Genomic DNA, 20,021 nt, shown 5'->3' with positions numbered 1-20,021 from the left:
TCCCGGCATCGTTCCCCCAGCTTCCGGCTCTTTTAATCTTATTTTCTCAGGTTTCAAAAAAACACTATTTTTATTTCGCATTAAATACAAAATACATGATCCTCGAAAACGTAGATATTGTAAATGATATCAGTAAAGAAGATTTTCAGAACAATTATTTTAAAAAGCAGAAACCTCTTTTGATTAAGAATTTTGCCAGCCGATGGGATGCTTTTGATAAATGGAATCTTGCCTATATCAAAGAAAAGGCAGGAGATCAGGAAGTTCCGTTGTATGACAACAAACCGGCTGATGCTGCCAAAAGTTCCGATGCTCCGGTTACCCGTATGAAAATGAAGGACTATATTGATACCATCAAAAGCAAACCTTCAGATCTGCGAATCTTCTTTTATATCATTACGGACAGGCTTCCTGAGCTTCTTAAAAACTTCACTTATCCTGATCTTGGAATAAAGTTCTTTAAAAGGCTTCCTACATTATTCTTCGGGGGAAGTGAGGCACATGTTTTAATGCATTATGATGTGGATCTTGGTGATTTTATGCATATTCATTTCGAAGGAAAGAAAAGAATTTTATTATTTGACCAGAAACAGTCTCCTTTTTTATATAAAGTGCCTTTGTCTGTACACACCGTTTACGAGATCGATTATGAAAATCCGGATTACGAAAAGTTTCCGGCACTGAAATATGCCAGGGGATACGAAATTTTCATGGAGCATGGCGACGCCCTCTTTATTCCAGGTGCATTCTGGCATTTCAACAGATATCTGGAACCTGGCTTTTCTCTTTCACTAAGAGCGCTTCCCAATAAACCCAATGTTTTTGCCAGTATGCTGTATCATGTCTTTATTATGAGGTATACGGATAAGCTGATGCGAAAACTTTTCAAAGCCAAATGGGTAAATTACAAACAGAAATGGGCCTATAGGAAAAGTTCAGAGGCTTTGGAAAAACACCTTTCGAAAAAATAAACATTATACATTTGATAATTTTAACGCATTGAGCGCAAAGCTTAGGGATAGGTGCTGATAAAGGTTCGCAAGGGCGTTTCACTCAGCGAAGAAATTTCGCCAATTGCTAAGTGAAACGCCCCTGCGAACGAAAATAAGAAGAGCTAATATCAATTGTCTTTGCATCTTAGCGTTAGATTTTGGATTTATTTATTAATAAGCCCGAAGATGGTTGCATCCACGAATTTTCCTTTTTCAAAAAAATAATCTTTCAACGTTCCTTCTTTGCTGAAATTTAAAGAAGATAGCAGCCTTTCGGAAGAAATATTGGAAGGGTCTATGAAAGCATCTATACGGTGAAGCCGCATGGTTTCAAATCCATAGGTTAAAATGGGAAGAATGGCTTCTTTCATATAAGACCGCTGCCAGAATTTGGGATTGAGTTCGTATCCTATTTCAGCCCGGAAATGCCCTCTGTACCAGTTATGATAGCCGCAGGTTCCGATAACTTTTCCATTGCATTTCAGCTCCAGAGCCCATCTTAAACCCTTTCCTTGCTCGAATTCACTATTAAAATGCCTGATAATGTGTATTGAGTCTTCTTCTGTTTTGAAGGTTTCCAGATCATAATATTCCATAACTTCATCCAGAGAAAAATATTCAAACAGGTCCTGGGTATCATTAAAAGTTAGCTGGCGTAAAATAAGCCTTTCAGTCTCTAAGACAGGAAATTCCATAAATAATGTGATTTGATGGGTGAAAAGTACAATTAATTACTGATAAAGAAAAACCGGGAAGATTAACCTGCAAACAATTCCCTTACCCTGAATTTATTTTTTTAAATTTGGGGTTCATTTTTTACTATGGCAAAAACGAAGAAGGAAACTCCACTAATGACTCAGTATAATACCATCAAGGGTAAATATCCGGATGCGCTTTTACTTTTCAGAGTGGGAGACTTTTATGAAACTTTTGGGCAGGATGCCGTGAAAACATCCCAGATTCTGGGTATTGTTCTTACCAAAAGAAATAATGGAGAAGGCAGTGTAGAACTTGCAGGATTTCCACATCATTCCATAGATTCTTATCTTCCCAAGCTGGTAAGAGCAGGAATGAGGGTTGCAATTTGTGACCAGCTGGAGGATCCTAAGATGGTGAAGGGAATTGTGAAACGTGGTGTTACTGAGTTGGTTACACCTGGTGTTACCTTCAATGATCAGGTTTTAAATTCTAAAAAGAACAACTTCCTTCTATCATTACACAAAGAAAAAGAGAAGTATGGGATTGCTTTAGTGGATATTTCTACAGGAGAGTTTCTGGTAAGTGAAGGAAACCTGGAAAAGCTTTTGCACATTATCAATACCTTTGATCCGAGTGAGATTATTTTCCAGAGAAGCACACAGATTCCGGATCAGATCAAAAATAAAAATGCCTTTAAGCTTGAAGACTGGGCTTTCCAGTATAATTTTGCCTACGAAAAACTAACCAATCACTTTAAAACCAATTCTTTAAAAGGTTTTGGTGTGGAAAATCTTCCCTTGGCGATTACAGCTGCAGGAGCTATTTTTGCGTATCTGGTAGAAGATACCCATCATAATCTGCTTGCCCATATTACCAAACTGCAGATCATTCCGCAGGAAGATTATCTGATGATGGATAATTTCACCCTGAGAAATCTTGAAATCGTTTATCCAAGCAACCCACAAGGGAAATCTCTGCTGGATATCATTGATAAGACTTCTACTCCAATGGGAGGAAGATTATTGAGAAGGAGAATCATTCTTCCTTTAAAATCTGTGGACGAGATTATGAGAAGACTTTCCCTGATTGACTTCTTAAATGAAAATGATGCTCTTAAATATGAAATCTGCCAGCTTCTGAAATCCATTTCTGATCTTGACAGATTGATGGGAAAACTGGCCGCAGAAAAAATTTCACCTAAAGAACTGGGATATTTACGCCAAAGTTTAATTAATATTCATAAAATCAAGGCGTTATTGCACCCTTATGCAGATGTGCTGGCTTGGTTAGAGCCTTTATTTGATCTTGAAGAACTGATTAAATTTTTGCAGAATCACCTTAATGAAGAGCTTCCGGTAAGTATTGCGAAAGGAAATATCATTAAAGAAGGGGTTTCTGAAGAGCTTGACAGATTGAGAAACCTTCAGAGTAAAGGACGCGGTTTCCTGGATGAAATGTGCCAGAGAGAGATTGAAAGAACAGGGATTACCAGCCTTAAAATTGATTTTAACAACGTTTTCGGATACTATATTGAAGTCAGGAATACCCATAAAGATAAAGTACCTGATGACTGGGTGAGAAAGCAAACCTTAGTAAATGCCGAAAGGTACATTACCGAAGAACTGAAGGAATACGAAAATCAGATCTTAGGAGCCGAGGAAAAAATAGGCGTTCTGGAAACTTCCCTATATAGAAATGTATGTGCGGAAACCATGGTTTATATTGATCAGATTCAAGGGAATTCCAATATCATTGCCCAACTTGATGTGGCTGCAGGATTGTCTGAACTGGCTGTTTCTGAGAGTTATACAAAGCCTGTTCTGAATGACGGCTATGCTATAGATTTAAAAGAAGCCAGACACCCGATTATAGAAAATGCCCTTCCGTTAGGAGAAAAATACATCCCGAATGATATCTTCCTGGATAAAGATTCCCAGCAGATTATCATGGTAACAGGACCTAACATGGCCGGAAAATCGGCTATCTTGCGTCAGACGGCTATTGTATGCCTTTTGGCTCAGATCGGAAGTTTTGTGCCTGCAAAACATGCGGAGATCGGATTGCTGGATAAAATCTTTACAAGGGTAGGAGCTACCGATAATATCTCTGCCGGAGAATCTACTTTCATGGTAGAAATGAACGAGGCAGCCAATATTTTGAATAATATTTCAGAACGAAGCCTGATCTTATTGGATGAAATCGGCCGTGGAACTTCCACGTATGACGGGGTTTCTATTGCATGGGCCATTGCAGAATATCTTCACCAGCATCCAACGCAGGCTAAAACTCTATTTGCAACACATTATCATGAACTGAATGAAATGACAGTGAATTTCGAAAGGGTGAAAAATTTCCACGTTTCTATTCAGGAAAACAAAGGAAATATCATTTTCCTGAGAAAATTAGTTCCGGGTGGAAGCGAGCACAGTTTTGGTATTCATGTTGCCAAACTGGCCGGAATGCCTGCCAAAGTGGTCAACAGAGCGAATGAGATTCTTAAAACTCTTGAAGCAAGCAGAACGCAGGGAAGCGGTAGTACTTCTGAGAGTATCAAAAGAGTGACAGAAGAGAATATGCAGCTTTCATTCTTTCAGCTGGATGATCCTGTTCTGGAGAATATCCGTGAAGAACTGACGAAAATAGATATCAATACTTTAACACCCATTGAAGCTTTAATGAAGCTGAATGCGATAAAAAAAATGATTGGAGGATAATCCAATCATTTTTTTTACGGTTATTCTGTATTAGCAGCAAAATCCATCCTGCATCCCTGGAACTCCATACCGTTCTTCTCCGGTATTAGGATCTGTACAGCTTATTACTCTTGGGCAGACAGGCCTGTTAGCGCCGCCGCTGATTTTTTTCAGCTCCATTTTGTTTAATTTTCTTTTCTGAATGTTTGATTTTTTCATGGTAATTTAGTTTTTGATTCAACCCAAATATACAAAATCATTCATATAATTCTATTCATCGTGATAAAATTAATACAATATATTAATGGAAATAAAAAGAGTGCTTTAAGCGCTTACCTGTATTACAATGATTATATTCGTAAGTATACATTTCAATATTTGTAATACCCGTTCCTGCCTTTATTACAGCACGTTTTGACATTGTTTGTCTATTATTCATAAAAATATATAAAGGTTTCCCATTCAGTACTTCCGGCTCCGGTAGTAGCTATCTATCCGAATGATGTATCAGAATATTATGTACAGGATGTCTTAAATGCTCTGTCTGATGAAGGGAGAAATGTAAAACGACGGAAACTGCAGGCATAAGGTGTACAATCAAAGTAAAGAAATAATATATTTGCTCTTATAAAAATAAAATTGGCGTTCCTTAAATACCGATTTTTTATCCCTAATCCCAACTTGAAATGAAATTCCAGTTCAGCCTGAAGTATCTGCTTCTCACCGTATTTATTTTTCTTGTAGAAGTGTTGATTGCCAATAAACTAAGTGATATTTTCTTCGTGAGAGCTTATCTTGGGGATGTGATTGTGGTTATGCTTCTTTACACGTTTGTAAAAAGTTTTATAAAAGTAAATGATCAGAAACTGATTCTGGGAATTCTGATTTTTTCCTTTGCGGTAGAATTTGCACAATATTTCCATATCGCAGAAAAACTAGGCTTCCGTCCTGGAAGCCTGATGTATATTGTCATCGGAAATTCTTTCTCGTGGATTGATAATCTGTGCTACGCTGTAGGATGTCTGATTCTCTATCTTATCGTAAGAATGACAAACAGTGATGGCTTAACCTCAACCCCTAATCCCTAATTCCTGCTACCTAAAACCTATTCTCTATCTCCCAAAACTATCATATTTATCCTCAGCATATTGGGTAAAGCGGTTCAGTAAAGCTACATTTTCTTTTTCCAGAGGAGAAAGATCATTGTCTACATTATTAGAAACAGGAATATACCAGTCTGTTTGTTCAAAGAAATTCCTGTAGGTTTCTTTTTTAAAGGAATATCCATGTCTTGCAAATACTGAGTTTTTGATGATCTCAAGATCCAGCTTTCTTAAGTTTTTAAGGTCTTTTTCCGTCAGTTTTTGCTTCGATGCATTCAGTTTGAAGATGGCTTCCGATGCGAAACGGTTTTTAGTCGTTTTATAACTTTCCGTTTTTCCGGTTTCTTCATCTGTATATTTTTCGGTAAACTCTTTAGAATTTGACCAGTCTACCAGATCAGAATCCTTATCCAGCATAAAGTTAGGGTTATAAACAAATTCTTTTTTGGTAAGTTTAAGCGTTTTTGAAGGGGCTTTTACGGAAGTTTTATCAAAAGCGTTCCATTTTCCGGTTAAGCTGTCTCCTTTTAATTTTACTTCAAATCTTCCGTCAGTTTTATCGTTTCCTGGTTCATCCAGTACAAAAGAAGCGGTTGATTCATTGAAAACTCCTCTGAACGGACGCTGGTTACCATTAACGATACTTTGTCCGTAAACACTGTCTTTGGTGATTCTGTTGATCTTTAAAGAAATTCTTTTGTAGTTATTGACATCATATTCTGAGCCGTCCGTTTGGTCCACTACCTTTTCCATTCCGGCAAATTCACCAGTATAAATTCCGTAATATTCTTTGTGAACCTCGGGGATTACCACAGAGTCCTTCTTTGCGGTCAGAGAATCTTTTCCCGATTCAGTAGTCTTTCCCTCTTTTTTACAGCTTAACAGAGAAACTGTCAGCAAGGAAATCAGGGTGTAATTTAGAATTTTCATATAAGTTTTTTTGTGATTAAATATTCAATAATAAGGATGTTGGGAATCCAGCCCAGCCAGGCAATGATCTGATAAACGTCCATTGGGTTGGGATGAAATAAATATACAATAATTACTTTCCACATTCTCAGGGTAATAGCAGATAAAGTAAAAGCAAAACTCCGCCACATCCACTGCTTATGTTCTTTAAACCTTTTCTGTCTGGCCAGCTGATAGGCTTTCAATGTTGAAAACCACCATAAAAACCCTAAAATAACAAAGGAAATCTTCGACAGAAGGCCTCCATTGGCAAATATGCCCATATAAATACCTGAAGGTGCAGCAAAAATCAGAATGAGAATAATATATACTGTTCCCATATTCCTGTGGAAATTTTTTAAACCAAAATTCTTTCTGAGGAGGGCAATAAAACCTGAAAGAAGCACAAAAATACTCGTATAAACATGAGTATAGAAAAACGAAAGATATTCCGGTCTTTCTACCACTTCCGTCTGTTTGATCATCAGAAAGCTGACTTCAGGATTAAAAGGAATATATTCTAAGGTGATTTTCAGCATCAGCCAAAAGAAATACGCGAACCCTAAAACTAAAAGGATTTTAAAGAAAAAGGCAGTATTTCTTTTGGCGGATAACATTGTCCGTTATTCAAAGTTTATATTAAGAGGAAAGGTATAATAGCTGCGGACAATTATACCATTGGATTTTGCTGGTTTCCATTGGGCTTTCAAAGACTTTAAAGCTCTTTCTGTTTCTTTATTGAAATCGGCATTATCTCCGGTTACTATGATGCCATCTATTTTACCTTCAATATTAACTGTAAACTTTGCCCTCGCAGTGATTATTCCTTTACCTTTTATTCTTCTCATTCTTATTTTGTCAGCAATATCTTTTCGAAGTGCCATTAGTCCTCCAGGATATTCTGCAGATTTTATGTCTTTTGACAAAACAGGTTCTTCAGACTGATCTTTAGCCGGTAGAGTTTCAGTTTCCTTTACCTGAGAAAATGCGAGTCCAAAACCAAGACACAAAGCGAAGGTTATTATTTTTTTCATAGTTTATTTTGTATTCAGATTATTTATTTTCAAAGAAATCAATCACTAATTCATTAAACAATTCCGGTTTTTCTTCAGGAACATAATGGCTTGAATTAGGTATAATAGCCAATTGCCCATTGGGTATCGATTCTGCTATTTTTACAGTATGCTCTGTTTTTATAAGGTCTTTATCACCCGCAATAATCAATGATGGGCACTGAATTTTATTCAAGTCTTCATACTTCCATTGAGGATACTTCAAATCCAGATTCAGAAGATCAATAAAGATATCATTTTTGTGGTCTTTATTGTCTTTAGTAAGGTTCACGAGCATTTCTTTCATGGATTTTAAATCATGATCTTTGACTCCTTCCGGAAAAATATTGGCTCCTGAACAGGCAATTTTGTCTACCATTTCGGGATATTTCATTGCCATAGACAGTGCAAGAATTCCTCCGTCACTCCAGCCAAGAATTTTTGTTTTTTTGATGTTCAGCTTCTCTAAAAACTGTTTAAGATCCTCTGTCTGAATATCAAAAGTAAGTTCTTTCGTTTTGTCATAAGTAGACCTTCCCCGTTCACGGCAATCTACAATGATGACTTTATATTTTTTAGCAAAGGTGTCTTTCTGGTTCATAAAGGCACTGATAGATTGGCCATTGCCATGAAGCATAAGCACGGGTTCACCTTCTCCATAAACTTCATAATACAATTTGATGCCGTTAACATCCATAAATTTTCCATGCGGCATTGTACCGATAATGTCATGCCCCTTGATCAGTAATGACTTATTGCCGCTGAATGGCTTATAATCCGAAGCTTCAATGGTAAAATGTTTTACGTGCTTTATGTTCTGAGAATGGATTCCTTCAAACCAGCCACCGGATGTAATATCTTTCTCAAAACCTGAATTTTCCAGAGGGATTTCAATCCATTTTTTTGATTTTCCATCATTGATTTCCAGCTTAAAATCGTCAAAATAAAAATCACCGTTGTTTTGGGCAAATGCACCAATATTCATGGTCTTCGCAGAGGGGCTGATGGTTCCTTTTATTTCGTAGGGTTTCCATTCATGGGTAACTTTGATTCCGTAATATTGATTTTCAAAGAAACTAGTAGACTCGTCTTTATTGTCTATTCTGCACCATAGCCCGCAATTGGAACCATTATCCTCATTATCTTTCCTGATTTTTGCCGTTATACGGAAGTTCCAGTTTGGTTTATTCTCTACATTGACAGCTTGTGTAAAGGAAGTCCAGTCAGAAATAATTGTTCTTTCCTGATTATATCCTAAAAAGAACCAGAATAAAAAGAAAAAGGCGAAATTTTTTTTCATGTATTTAGTTTTTATTAAAAGTAATAATTTTTTTACAAGCTGTTGAGATCCTGTGCAATCAGCCATCCTTCACTCCAGCAAGCCTGGAAATTGAATCCTCCCGTCACGGCATCGATATTCAAAACTTCTCCGGCGATATAGAAATTAGGAAGTAGTTTTGAAGACATGTTTTTAAAGTTAATTTCCTTTAAATCAATACCTCCAGCTGTTACGAACTCATCTTTGAAAGTAGATTTTCCGGTTACCTGAAACTTTTTTCTACAAAGATTTTCCAGTATTTTCTGCATCTCTTTTCCGGAAATATTAGCCACCTGTTTATGAAGATCAATTTTAGAACTCTCTAAAATTTTCTGCCAGAATCGGTTGGTAATATCAAAGATCTTAGATTGCCCGATCGTTTTTTTAGGATTGCTTTGCTTGAAATTCTGGAACATTTCTTCCGCTTCATCTATTTCAACAGAAACGAAATTCACTTCAATTTCAAAGTTGTATTTCAACTTTGCCAGGCTTATCGCTTCCCACGCAGAGATTTTCAGAACAGCCGGTCCGGAAAGACCCCAATGCGTAATAAGCAATGGTCCGCTTTCTTCTGTTTTAAGCTTTGGAATTGAAATGCCAGCGTTTTCAAAACTGGTTCCAGGAAGATCTTTCAGCAATTCATCTTTAATATTGAATGTAAAAAGGGAAGGAACAAGGTCTACAATCTTATGACCGAGATTTTCGATAATTTTCAACGATTTTGGAGAACTTCCGGTTGTGTATACAATGTAATCTGCTTCAAAATCTCCGGAATTGGTTTTCACAATATACTTTGTATCCTGTTTTTCAATCTCTTTTACCGTACATTTTGTCTGCACAGTGACATTTTTCTTTTGAGTTTCATTCAGAAAAGTATTGATGATCGTTTGGGAAGAGTTGCTTTCAGGAAAAGTTCTGTTATCATTTTCAATTTTCAAAGGAACGTTACGCTGATCGAACCATTCCATTGTATCACCGGGCTGAAATTTAGTAAAGACACTTAGCAGTTCCTTGTTTCCACGGGGATAAAACTGAACAAGTTCCCTTGGATCAAAGCATGCGTGAGTCACATTGCATCGTCCGCCTCCGGAAATTTTAACTTTCTGAAGGACATCTGAGTTCTGCTCTAAAATCGTAATGGTATATTTCTTTTCGTCAAGATTAGATGCGCAGAAAAAGCCTGCAGCACCGCCTCCGATAATAATGATCTGTTTCATGTATATGTAATCCTATGCGGAAGATTATTTTTTCAAAAGTACAATTTTTATAAACCATCTTATTTGAGTATTTTTGAAGATTATTATTTTATAATACCCAAAAACGATTTTCAAATGATTTTCTACCATAAATTTGAAGTAAGATGGAGCGATCTTGATGCCAACAAGCACCTGGCTAATTCATCCTATGTACAATATTGTGCACAAGCCAGAATGGCTTTTATGACTAAAGAGAAAATGGGAGTTACCCAGCTGAGCAGATGGGGAATAGGCCCGGTAATCCTGCATGAAAGATATTCTTTCTTCAAAGAAATCTATGCAGATCAGATTGTCATTGTAAGTGTTGAAATAGACGGATGTGCAGAGGATTCTTCCATCTACCGTTTCGTACACAAATTCTATACTCCGGACGGAATGCACTGCGCTACAGCAGAAGCTACAGGGGTATGGATTGATATGATGCTTAGAAAAATGACCACTCCACCGGATGATGTAGTGGAAGCAATGAATAAATATAAAACCCCGGATACTGTTGTATTATCGAAAGAAGACTTCAAAAAGTTTCCTTTCCACCCACACAATATTGACCCGGCAGAAATTAATATATAAATGATGAATGATGGTTGATGCAGAATAAAAATCTGTATTCATGAATATCAATTATCATTTATCAATCATCACTTATAAAAAGAAATTTATGTTTGAAGATAAATCACAGGAGCTGACGCCCATTTCAAAATTAGGAGAATTTGGTCTTATTAAACATTTGACAGAACATTTTCCTTTATCCAATGAATCTTCAGAACTTGGAGTAGGAGATGACGCGGCAGTAATTAATCCGGACAACAAAAAAGTAGTTCTTACAACAGATGTACTGGCGGAAGGAGTACATTTTAACCTGGGCTATGTTCCTTTAAAGCATTTAGGATATAAAGCGGTGGTCGTGAACCTAAGTGATATTGCTGCGATGAATGCGACACCTACACAGATATTGGTTTCCCTTGCGGTATCCAACCGTTTTCCTGTAGAAGCTTTAGAAGAAATCTATTCCGGAATTCAGGCTGCTTGCGGAAGATACAAAGTTGATCTGATAGGAGGAGATACCACAAGTTCCAATTCTGGGCTGGTCATGAGCATTACGGCTGTAGGAATTGAAAATGAAGAAAATATCGTAAAAAGAAGCGGAGCAAAACCAAACGATCTTCTTGTAGTAACAGGAGATTTAGGCGGAGCCTATATGGGTTTACAGATTCTGGAAAGAGAGCACGCTGTTTATCTTGCTGATCCGAATATGCAGCCTGAAATGGAAGGCTATGATTATATCCTTGAAAGGCAGTTGAAGCCTGAAGCCAGAACAGATGTTAAAACAATTCTGGAAGGGTTGGATATTAAACCAACGTCTATGATTGATATTTCAGATGGTCTGGCTTCAGAAATCCTTCACCTTTCAGATCAGTCAAAGGTAGGTTTCAGATTGTATGAAGAGAAAGTTCCATTGGATAATCTTACCATCTCTACGGCAGATGAAATGAATTTAAATCCGGTAATGACTGCTTTAAGCGGTGGTGAAGATTATGAACTTCTGTTCACGATTTCACCGGGTGATTTTGATAAAATTAAAAACCATCCGGATTTTACTATTATAGGACATGCCGTAGAAAAAGAAGATGGGAACTTTATGGTAGCAAGAGGATCTAACCAGCTGATAGCGCTCACCGCTCAGGGATGGGATGCTTTTTTAAACCAATAAAACCGAAAAATTATATTTAGTTTTAAATATTGTAAGAGAACCGCAGCATTTTTTTGCTGTGGTTTTTGTTTCCAGTTAATTATTTTACACTTTAGTGATGACTACGCCTGAAAAAGAAATCCCCATTCACCATTTGACTTCTGAAGAATTTCAGATGAGTACACTAAGTGCAGCAGGTCCTGAAAATTTTCATGATGTTCACCGGCATAATTTTTTTGAAATTATCTGGTTCAGACAAGTGTATGAAAACAGCCGCTTAGAACTGGATTTTGAAAGCTATCAACTTGAAAACAACCAGATCTGCATCATTGCACCCGGACAGGCATTCAATATGAAACTGGAAGGAGAAGAAGGCTATGCAATGGCAATAAGCAGAGAAATTTTCAACGAAGTATGTGAAATCGAATCAGTACTTAACGGAGGTGAGCTTCCCTTTTTTTTAAATCCGGAAAATGAAAAAACCTGCAGTACCATCATATCACTGATGGAGCAGGAATATGAAACAGCTTCCAGGACAGACCTTTTAAAGGCTTATCTGAAAGCATTTTGCATCATCATCGGGGAGCAGATTATCCCTCAGGAACCTTTATTGAATGACCGCCAGCGTATTCAGGAACTGGTGGGATTTATTGACAGACACTATATAGTGCATAAAGAGACTGGTTTTTATGCCGATCAGTTAAAGATAAGTACCCATCATCTTAATGATATTGTGCGTATTTTGAGAGGAACGACTGTAAAAAAGATGATTTCTCAGCGTATTATCCTTGAGGCTAAAAGAGAGCTTAGCTTTGGAGCACTCACGGTGAAGGAAATTGCTTTTAAACTCGGGTTTAACGATGCTTCATATTTTTCAAGGTTTTTCAAGAAACATACAGGTCGGAATCCTGATAATTTTAAGAATAATGAAAAAAGATAATCCTCAATATTTACCATAATAATAGGGTTAAAATAATATTTTTATCTTTTATTGCATTTTTAATCTTCAGTTTGTCCTATACTTCCTTCAGTTCTTTTATTGAAAAACGATGCTTTTTACAGCAATTTTGCAGCTGAAAAAATCGCCTGCGAAGGCTTATCGTTATTTATGAAGAAGAATTTAAGTATAGTAGTGTTTATTCTTGCACTGCTCAACACGCTGGAGTCGTTAAGTATAGATCTTTATCTTCCCGCTTTCCCAAGCATGGCCGAAATCTTTAAAACGGATATCGGGCATATTCAGATATCTATTTCGGTGTTCTTTGCCGGATTTGCTTTCGGACAGCTTTTATGGGGTCCTTTATCGGACAAAAAAGGAAGGAAACCCATGTTGTACTGTGGGCTTTTACTTTTCATTATAGGAGCTACAGCCATCTACTTTACATCGGATATTTATGTATTATGGGCGATGCGTTTTGTGCAGGCGTTCGGAGGAAGCGCCGGGATTGTGATAGGAAGAGCAATCATTATAGACCTGTATGATAAGCATAAAGCAGTCACTATCTTTTCGCAACAGTCGCAGATCAGTGGAATTGCACCCATTGTAGCCCCGTTACTGGGAAGTGTATTTCTTAAATTCTGGGGCTGGAACAGTTCTTTTGCTTTTTTATGTATCATGGGACTGATCACATTTTTCATGGTCTACAAATATGTACCGGAAACCAATACCAGAATTAATCTTTCTGATGATGAGATACTGGATGAAAAAGGATTAAAAGACCAGTTGAAAATGATCATTTCCAACAGAGATTTTATCAATAGTACGATGGTAGGAAGCATTGCGTTTGCTTCTTTGATTATTTACATCTCCAATGCTCCGTTTTTATTCATGGAGATCCATGGGTTTTCGAGCAGTACATTCAGTTTTATTTTTGCCTTCAACTCATTGGCCTTGATAACGGCTGCTTATATTACGCCCAAACTGATCAAAAGAATAAGCAATGCCACCCTTTTATTCGCTGCTACCATTGTTTTGCTGATCGTATGTACACTTCATATTCTGATTGCTGCTGAAAACCTTTCTGTAGCATTGGAAATTGCTATGCTGTATCTGTCATTGCTGGCTATTGGTATTTTGTTTCCCATCACGTCTGCCCATGCCTTATCACCTTTCAAGGAAGGAAGAGGAACCGCTGCGGCATTACTTGGGTTTATGCAGCTGATGGTTACATTTTTAATGTCAGCACTGCTGGGCTTTTTGGAAGCGGATTCTATTATTCCGATGGTGGTAACACGTTCTGCAATGGCATTGATTGCAGTGTGGTTCGGGTATCATATTGCTAAGAAAACAAAAAAGAGTAAAAAATAAATTGAAAATATAAAGAAATAAAAAATGTATTAGTAATAAATGATGTTTGATGACCTTCATTCAAACGAACTTTATTCTCATATGAGGGTACAGGAATTAATAAAAGAGATGTTTTCATGAGCCGCCGGAAGAGGAGGACATTTTAGTATTTTCATATATTATGCTATGCATATATTATTACAAAAATATTTCCCTCATGTAAGATATTTTTATTTAATTTCACGATATAAAAACACAAATAAAATAAAACCAACAGATGAAAACAAATTACTATCTCCACCAACAAATCTCATAGTGGGGATTTTTCAGGATTTTCATATCCACAGATTTCACGAATTTTTCGGGACAAGATGCTTATAATTTTGGTAATAAAAATAAATAAGACCAAAAAATAAGGATATTTTAAATTAGAATTGCCATGAAATTGGACAATGATGTAAATTTAAAATATTCTGCAGATCTTACGAGTTGAAGCCATTAATGAAGCCTTAACTTTGAAGATTTCAGACATTTTATACACATAGGATAGCTGTTCCGAAGATCAGATAATGCATATCAGTCTAAAAATATAGGATTGTTGATTCTTCCTGTTTCATCCCTAATGATCAATATTAGCGGAGAGACTTTTATCATTTTATTTAATAAAAACTTTTTCTTTTTAGTGGTCAGATTGTAATCAATTTGAATTATTACTAGTAAAAAAATCCACCTGAATTACTACCTAATTCTCTAAAAGAGAAATATATATTATAATTTAATTATCAACAAAAACATAGATAATGAAAAAAATGCTATTATTGGCTTTAGCCTCTTTTTCCAATTTTTATTTTTCCCAATCCTGGAATATAACCGGAAATTCGGGCACAAATCCTCCGACCAATTTTATAGGTACAATTGATGATAAAGACCTTGTCTTTAAAACTAATAACAAGGAAAGGCTGAGGTTTCTTTCAGGTCCCTATGGTAATGGTATTGTGATAGGAAATGTTAATGCAACAGGGACGGCAAGTGGAAGATTAGAAATTTCGAGTGTGCTTTGTGATCATTGTGCATCTAACTGGTCTACAGCGTCTGATATTGTAATGAGGAATCTGAACAGCAGAAATATGGAGTTCCATATGCCAAACAATAATGCAATTGATCCTAATTCGGATGTAACTACTCCTAACTCATCGGGAATTACAAAAATAAAATTTTCAGATAGTGTTCATAAAAGTAATCTTGTTGTATTCAATACAGGAAAAGTAACAGTAGGTACAGATCAGTATGATAATGACCCTAATTATATTTTCTATGTAAGAAAAGGGATAAAGGCAGAGCAAGTCAAAGTTGAAAGTCCTGCTGCAAATGGCTGGGCCGACTACGTATTCAACAGAGATTATAAACTTAATAGTTTGGAAACAGTTGAAAAGCATATTGAAGAAAAAGGGCACTTACCCAATATTCCGTCTGCTAAAGAAGTGAAGGAAAACGGTATTAATCTGGGAGAAATGGATGCAAAGCTTCTGGAGAAAATTGAAGAACTTACGTTATACGTCATTCAATTAAACAAAGAAGTGAAGGAGCTTAGAGCCGAGAATGCACACCTTAAGACAAAAATGGGTACGGTATCCAGATAAGAGATCCGGAACGTTGATGAAATTATGAGGATACATTTTGCCGACTAGAGCACTGCGTATTTTTTCATAATACAGAATCTTTAATCCAACTGAAACATTTTATATCAGATGCAGAAAATCTATCATAAATCTATATTGGCAGCTTCTGTTTTTTTCTTTCTGTTATCCCAAGCTCAAATACGAGATACCATAAAGGCAAAACAAAAAGAAAGAGACCTATTGGCTTTTAAAAATAAAATCAGTCAATATGAAGACTATCAAAAAAAAGAAGTTCAAAGACTTAAAAGCTTAGGACATAAAGAATTCATCTCCGCAAACGGGAATGAAAAACAACTTATAGGGTCAGATGAAAATAAGAGACCCATGTATTACACTACTCTTAATGCGGGTGCTGCAAAGATGACAAAAGCAGACAATCTTTATACCGGTGGTGGTTTAGGGCTCAATATCACCGGAAGTGGTATGAAAATAGGGCAGTGGGATTATTCAAAGCCAAGAACATCACACGAATTATTGGCAGGAAAGATAAGCTATGATGCTTTACAAAATCAAACTATTTCGAGGCACAGTACGAATATAGCAGGAACACTTGCGGGAAATAACGGAGATCCGGATGCAAGGGGAATCGCTTATGGGGCTGCCATCAATGCTTATGACTGGAATAATGATGTTAATGAAATGCTGTCAGAGGCTTATGTGCCGGGAAACAATGGGGTATTAGTGGCCAATAACAGCTATGGTTTTGATCCTATGTATCTTCAGCCGTATCAGTTTGGTAAATATAATATGACTGCACAATCCTGGGATAATCTGATGTATCTGAAACCTTATCTGCAAATAGTAAAAGCTGCGGGAAATGCAAGGGAGATAGATCCTGCCATTGTGCCTCAGGTTTCTATCAAAAACGGATATGATTTACTTGAAGGAGCAGGAATTGCCAAAAATGTTTTGGTTGTGGCATCAGCAAAGAAAAATGTGAACATGAATTCTGATGAAGCATTTGATGTTTCATCATTCAGCAGCTATGGACCTACGGATGATGGAAGAATAAAACCCGATATCTGCGCTCCCGGAGAAAATATGTATTCATCCATTGAAACTTATGACGCTGCATATGGTACTTATAGGGGAACCTCCTCTTCAGCGGCTGTAGTTTCAGGTATTATCACACTGCTTCAACAGTATTATAAATCTGTAAGTCCTTCCCAAAGTTATATGCGTTCTTCCACAGTACGCGCATTGCTTGCTCATACTGCAAATGATAAAGGTTCTGAAGGACCGGATTATATATATGGCTGGGGACTGGTGGATGCAAAAAGAGCATCTGAAGCCATTCATGATAATATTGAGGGAATTATTAATAATGAAAAAAAATCGACTTTAATAAAAGAAGTTACTTTAAATCAGGGAAATAAATATACTCTGTATGTAGTTCCTTATGAAACTTCTCAGCCTTTATCTGCTACCATTTCATGGACAGACCCTCAGGGAAATATTGTAAATAATATAGTAGATTTCAGCAATCCGGACGTAGTTAATGATCTGGATTTAAAGATCGTAAAAATAAATGCTAATGGAACGGAAAGTACTTACTACCCATGGAAATTAGGAGGAATGAGCAATCTGACGGGAGCCGCTACCAATACATCAACAAACAATGTAGATACTATTGAAAGAGTTGATATTAAAAATCCTGAAAAAGTAACTTATAAAATTATTGTTTCACCAAAGACAAATACAACTCCTTTGTTACCAAATGGAAATCAGGCATTTTCAATTGTAGTTTCAAATGTCGATTTCTGTTACAAAGAAGATTTGAAAACATTAGTAAATCCAACACATAATATTACGACAACTCAAACAATTTTAGCAAAACAAATTGTTGCAAGTAATAAGGTTATAGCACCAGTACAGAATGTTGAATATATTGCCTCAAAGGATATTGTTTTAATTCCTGGCTTTCATGCTGAGCTGGGAACGGACTTTCATGCTTTTATAACACCATGTTTTGATGTTATTTCTGTCTTTACATACAGGGCACAGCAAAGGGTTGGGACAGAGGTTCTTTCGGTGTTAGAAAATTCTTCGGCAATTGATCATTTTACTTTATTTCCAAATCCAGCAAAAGAAGAAGTGAATATCAGATTCTTCTTAAAGAATGAATCAGCAATTACAATTTCTGTGTACGACGCTTCAGGTAAGCTGATATCCACTAGACAGAGTTCAACTCAATTTCCCAAAGGAGAGTTTATAAAGACAATAGATACAAGGAATTATTCTAAAGGAATTTATATGATTTCAATAGACACTGATGAATATAAGGAAACCAAAAAACTCATTATAAAATAAAAAACGCTCAATACATGAAAAAAATATTTACAGTCCTCAGCGTTTTACTGGCCTGCATATCAAATGCCCAGTCTCCCGGCGGGGTAGGTGGTATAAGAGTCTGGTATAAAACCAATTCTCTTCAGACTCCTTCTTTACTGTATCAGGATTATAGCGGTAATCAGCATCAAATACAGGCCTTAACAGCAGTTAATAAGCCCACTTATTCATTACTTAATTATAATGAATGTTTAAATTTTGACGGGACAGATGATTTTTTGAAGTTCCCTTTTGTCATAGAAACAATGGATAAGCTGAACTTTTTTACCGCTTATCAAAACAAGACAGCAAATGTTGAAACAGCACTGTTTACAACGGATAATACTGATGAAAAAGAACTGTTTTACGGAACGAAAAATGTGTTCAGATATAATAATGATCAGATCAATTACATCAATACTGCTACCATTGATACATTGGCATCATTCAGCCTATATTCTAAATTCGGAATGCCTTCAACTAAGATTACAAAAGTGATCGGAAAAACAGGGCTTTCATCTATGTATGTTGGCAAAGACGCCGGAAGTCATCAATGGCAGAATTTCAAAGGAAAGCTTCCTGAGTTTTTTGTATATAAAAAAATACTTACCCAGAACGAAAGAAACAGGGTAAATTCCTATATGGCTGTTAAATATGCCATTACAATGCCTTATACAGAATATTTAAGTTCTAAAAATAAAAAAATCTGGAAACAGGAAGATTTTACAGATTATCCTGCAAGAGTTACAGGAATAGCCAGAGATGGATATTCAGATTTATATCAGAAGCAGGCTACCAGTTCATCAGAAGAAAAAAGACTGGTCATTGCAGCCCAAAAATTAGCGTTGAATAACAGGTCCAATGATGCTCAGTTCCCGGATCAGAGTTTTTTGATTTGGGGTGATAATAAAAAGCCGCTGGAATTGGATAATATTACTTTTGGGTATAGACTTTTGAAAAGAAAATGGAAAATAAGATATACTTCTGAAACCTCTCAGACCATTCCTACAGAAGTGGTTTTCTCGATTAAAAATATCATTACGCAGATCCCTGCAGATAAAAAGCTGTGGCTTTTGGTGGATAAAACCGGACAGGGAAATTTCAGTTCTGCCAATATGGATGCTTATCCGATGGATCACATTGACGGACAGCAGAATGTCTATTTCAAAGATGTGATTTTTGACAAAGATCTCTCCGGAACTGATGTGTTTTCATTTGCTTTAGGAGACAAAATCCTTTCCGTGTATGATTTGATTCAGCCTACTTGTACCATTTTAAAAGGGACACTTGATTTAAATATAAAAGGAGGAAAAGCTCCCTTTAATGTTGTGCTTTCCGGAAATGGAACATCACAGAACATTACGGTGCAAACGTCACAAATATCATTTCCTAATTTAACAATTGGTAACTATCATCTTAATATTAAGGATGCGGATAATAATGTGACTTCTTATGACTTTACCGTAAATGATTTCAATTCGATCAACTTAGATCTGGGACCTGATGTGACCCTTTCCTCAGGAAATCCCGCACAGTTTAATGCATCTTCCCAGATTACAGATCCGAATGCAGCCTATTCATGGACTTCTGATAACGGCTTTACAAGTAATTCTCCGTCGATATCTGTATATGAACCGGGTGAATATACTGTAACGGTAACAACCTCGGATAATTGTATTAAAACAGATACAGTAAAAGTAACCAGAAAAAGAGAAAACGGAATTGGGATTTATCCTAATCCGGTACCGAAAGGACAGCCTTTCACCATTAGAATTGTTTCAGATAAAAAGGAAAACGTTGATATCAAAATACACGATGCTTCCGGAAGATTAGTAAAAGTCATTCAGGATAACGGTAAGGATTATTATGAAATCCAGGATACTTTACCAACAGAAGGAGTATATCTGATTATTGTAAAAACCTCATCAGAAATTAAAGTTTTCAAACTGATCGTAACCAGCTAAATAGCCATCTGA

At 36.5% G+C, this 20,021-nt stretch carries 17 protein-coding genes; 10 read left to right on the top strand and 7 right to left on the bottom strand.

What is annotated here, in order from left to right:
• Positions 1-95 precede the first annotated feature (95 nt).
• On the top strand, positions 96-971 hold the full coding sequence (locus ACODR7_RS12425; RefSeq protein ID WP_488839404.1) for a cupin-like domain-containing protein: 876 nt from the start codon (positions 96-98) through the stop codon (positions 969-971).
• A gap of 185 nt (positions 972-1,156) precedes the next feature.
• On the opposite strand, the gene ACODR7_RS12420 is transcribed toward ACODR7_RS12425, so the two are convergent.
• Positions 1,157-1,687 (bottom strand): GNAT family N-acetyltransferase, encoded by a 531-nt coding sequence (locus tag ACODR7_RS12420; RefSeq protein ID WP_488839402.1) that lies wholly within the window; start codon positions 1,685-1,687, stop codon positions 1,157-1,159.
• A gap of 126 nt (positions 1,688-1,813) precedes the next feature.
• Here ACODR7_RS12420 and mutS point away from each other — a divergent pair, with 126 nt between their 5' ends.
• Complete coding sequence (gene mutS, locus ACODR7_RS12415) at positions 1,814-4,405, top strand: DNA mismatch repair protein MutS (protein WP_488839400.1); 2,592 nt, start codon at positions 1,814-1,816, stop codon at positions 4,403-4,405.
• A gap of 30 nt (positions 4,406-4,435) precedes the next feature.
• Here the strand turns inward: mutS and ACODR7_RS12410 are convergent, their stop codons facing one another.
• Positions 4,436-4,603, bottom strand: coding sequence for a hypothetical protein (locus ACODR7_RS12410; protein WP_488839398.1), 168 nt, complete (start codon positions 4,601-4,603; stop codon positions 4,436-4,438).
• Positions 4,604-5,070: 467 nt separating this feature from the next.
• Here ACODR7_RS12410 and ACODR7_RS12405 point away from each other — a divergent pair, with 467 nt between their 5' ends.
• Entirely contained in the window at positions 5,071-5,472 is a 402-nt protein-coding gene (locus ACODR7_RS12405) for a ribosomal maturation YjgA family protein (RefSeq protein ID WP_488839396.1), read from the top strand.
• A gap of 24 nt (positions 5,473-5,496) precedes the next feature.
• Here ACODR7_RS12405 and ACODR7_RS12400 read toward each other — a convergent pair whose 3' ends face one another.
• From ACODR7_RS12400 to ACODR7_RS12380, 5 genes are read right to left on the bottom strand one after another with little or no spacing between them, the layout of a single operon-like run.
• Positions 5,497-6,417, bottom strand: coding sequence for a YARHG domain-containing protein (locus ACODR7_RS12400; protein WP_488839394.1), 921 nt, complete (start codon positions 6,415-6,417; stop codon positions 5,497-5,499).
• A complete protein-coding gene (locus tag ACODR7_RS12395; protein WP_488839392.1) occupies positions 6,414-7,052 on the bottom strand; it encodes a DUF2306 domain-containing protein in 639 nt (212 codons plus the stop codon). Before ACODR7_RS12395 ends, ACODR7_RS12400 begins: the two co-directional genes overlap by 4 nt.
• A gap of 6 nt (positions 7,053-7,058) precedes the next feature.
• On the bottom strand, positions 7,059-7,469 hold the full coding sequence (locus ACODR7_RS12390; protein WP_488839390.1) for an energy transducer TonB: 411 nt from the start codon (positions 7,467-7,469) through the stop codon (positions 7,059-7,061).
• Positions 7,470-7,488: 19 nt separating this feature from the next.
• Positions 7,489-8,787, bottom strand: a complete 1,299-nt coding sequence (locus ACODR7_RS12385) for an alpha/beta fold hydrolase (RefSeq protein WP_488839388.1) — start codon at positions 8,785-8,787, stop codon at positions 7,489-7,491.
• 32 nt (positions 8,788-8,819) lie between these two features.
• Positions 8,820-10,022, bottom strand: a complete 1,203-nt coding sequence (locus ACODR7_RS12380; protein ID WP_488839386.1) for a BaiN/RdsA family NAD(P)/FAD-dependent oxidoreductase — start codon at positions 10,020-10,022, stop codon at positions 8,820-8,822.
• 114 nt (positions 10,023-10,136) lie between these two features.
• On the opposite strand from ACODR7_RS12380, the gene ACODR7_RS12375 reads away from it, so the two are divergent.
• From ACODR7_RS12375 to ACODR7_RS12345, 7 genes are all read left to right on the top strand, one after another.
• Positions 10,137-10,631: an acyl-CoA thioesterase gene (locus ACODR7_RS12375; protein WP_047427802.1), complete on the top strand. Its 495-nt coding sequence runs from the start codon at positions 10,137-10,139 to the stop codon at positions 10,629-10,631.
• Positions 10,632-10,719: 88 nt separating this feature from the next.
• Positions 10,720-11,772, top strand: a complete 1,053-nt coding sequence (gene thiL / locus ACODR7_RS12370; RefSeq protein ID WP_488839439.1) for a thiamine-phosphate kinase — start codon at positions 10,720-10,722, stop codon at positions 11,770-11,772.
• Between the two features lie 97 nt (positions 11,773-11,869).
• Positions 11,870-12,691, top strand: coding sequence for an AraC family transcriptional regulator (locus ACODR7_RS12365; RefSeq protein ID WP_488839384.1), 822 nt, complete (start codon positions 11,870-11,872; stop codon positions 12,689-12,691).
• A 168-nt stretch (positions 12,692-12,859) separates the two neighbouring features.
• On the top strand, positions 12,860-14,059 hold the full coding sequence (locus ACODR7_RS12360) for a multidrug effflux MFS transporter (protein WP_488839382.1): 1,200 nt from the start codon (positions 12,860-12,862) through the stop codon (positions 14,057-14,059).
• A gap of 779 nt (positions 14,060-14,838) precedes the next feature.
• On the top strand, positions 14,839-15,678 hold the full coding sequence (locus ACODR7_RS12355; protein WP_488839380.1) for a cell wall anchor protein: 840 nt from the start codon (positions 14,839-14,841) through the stop codon (positions 15,676-15,678).
• A gap of 108 nt (positions 15,679-15,786) precedes the next feature.
• Positions 15,787-18,027, top strand: coding sequence for a S8 family serine peptidase (locus ACODR7_RS12350; RefSeq protein WP_488839379.1), 2,241 nt, complete (start codon positions 15,787-15,789; stop codon positions 18,025-18,027).
• Positions 18,028-18,041: 14 nt separating this feature from the next.
• Positions 18,042-20,009, top strand: coding sequence for a DUF8202 domain-containing protein (locus ACODR7_RS12345; RefSeq protein ID WP_488839377.1), 1,968 nt, complete (start codon positions 18,042-18,044; stop codon positions 20,007-20,009).
• The last annotated feature ends 12 nt before the right edge of the window (positions 20,010-20,021 follow it).

The sequence above is a fragment of the Chryseobacterium sp. FG46 genome, assembly GCF_057809135.1.
Note: the sequence above shows the minus strand (reverse complement) of the source record. Positions and strands in the feature narration are given on the sequence as shown.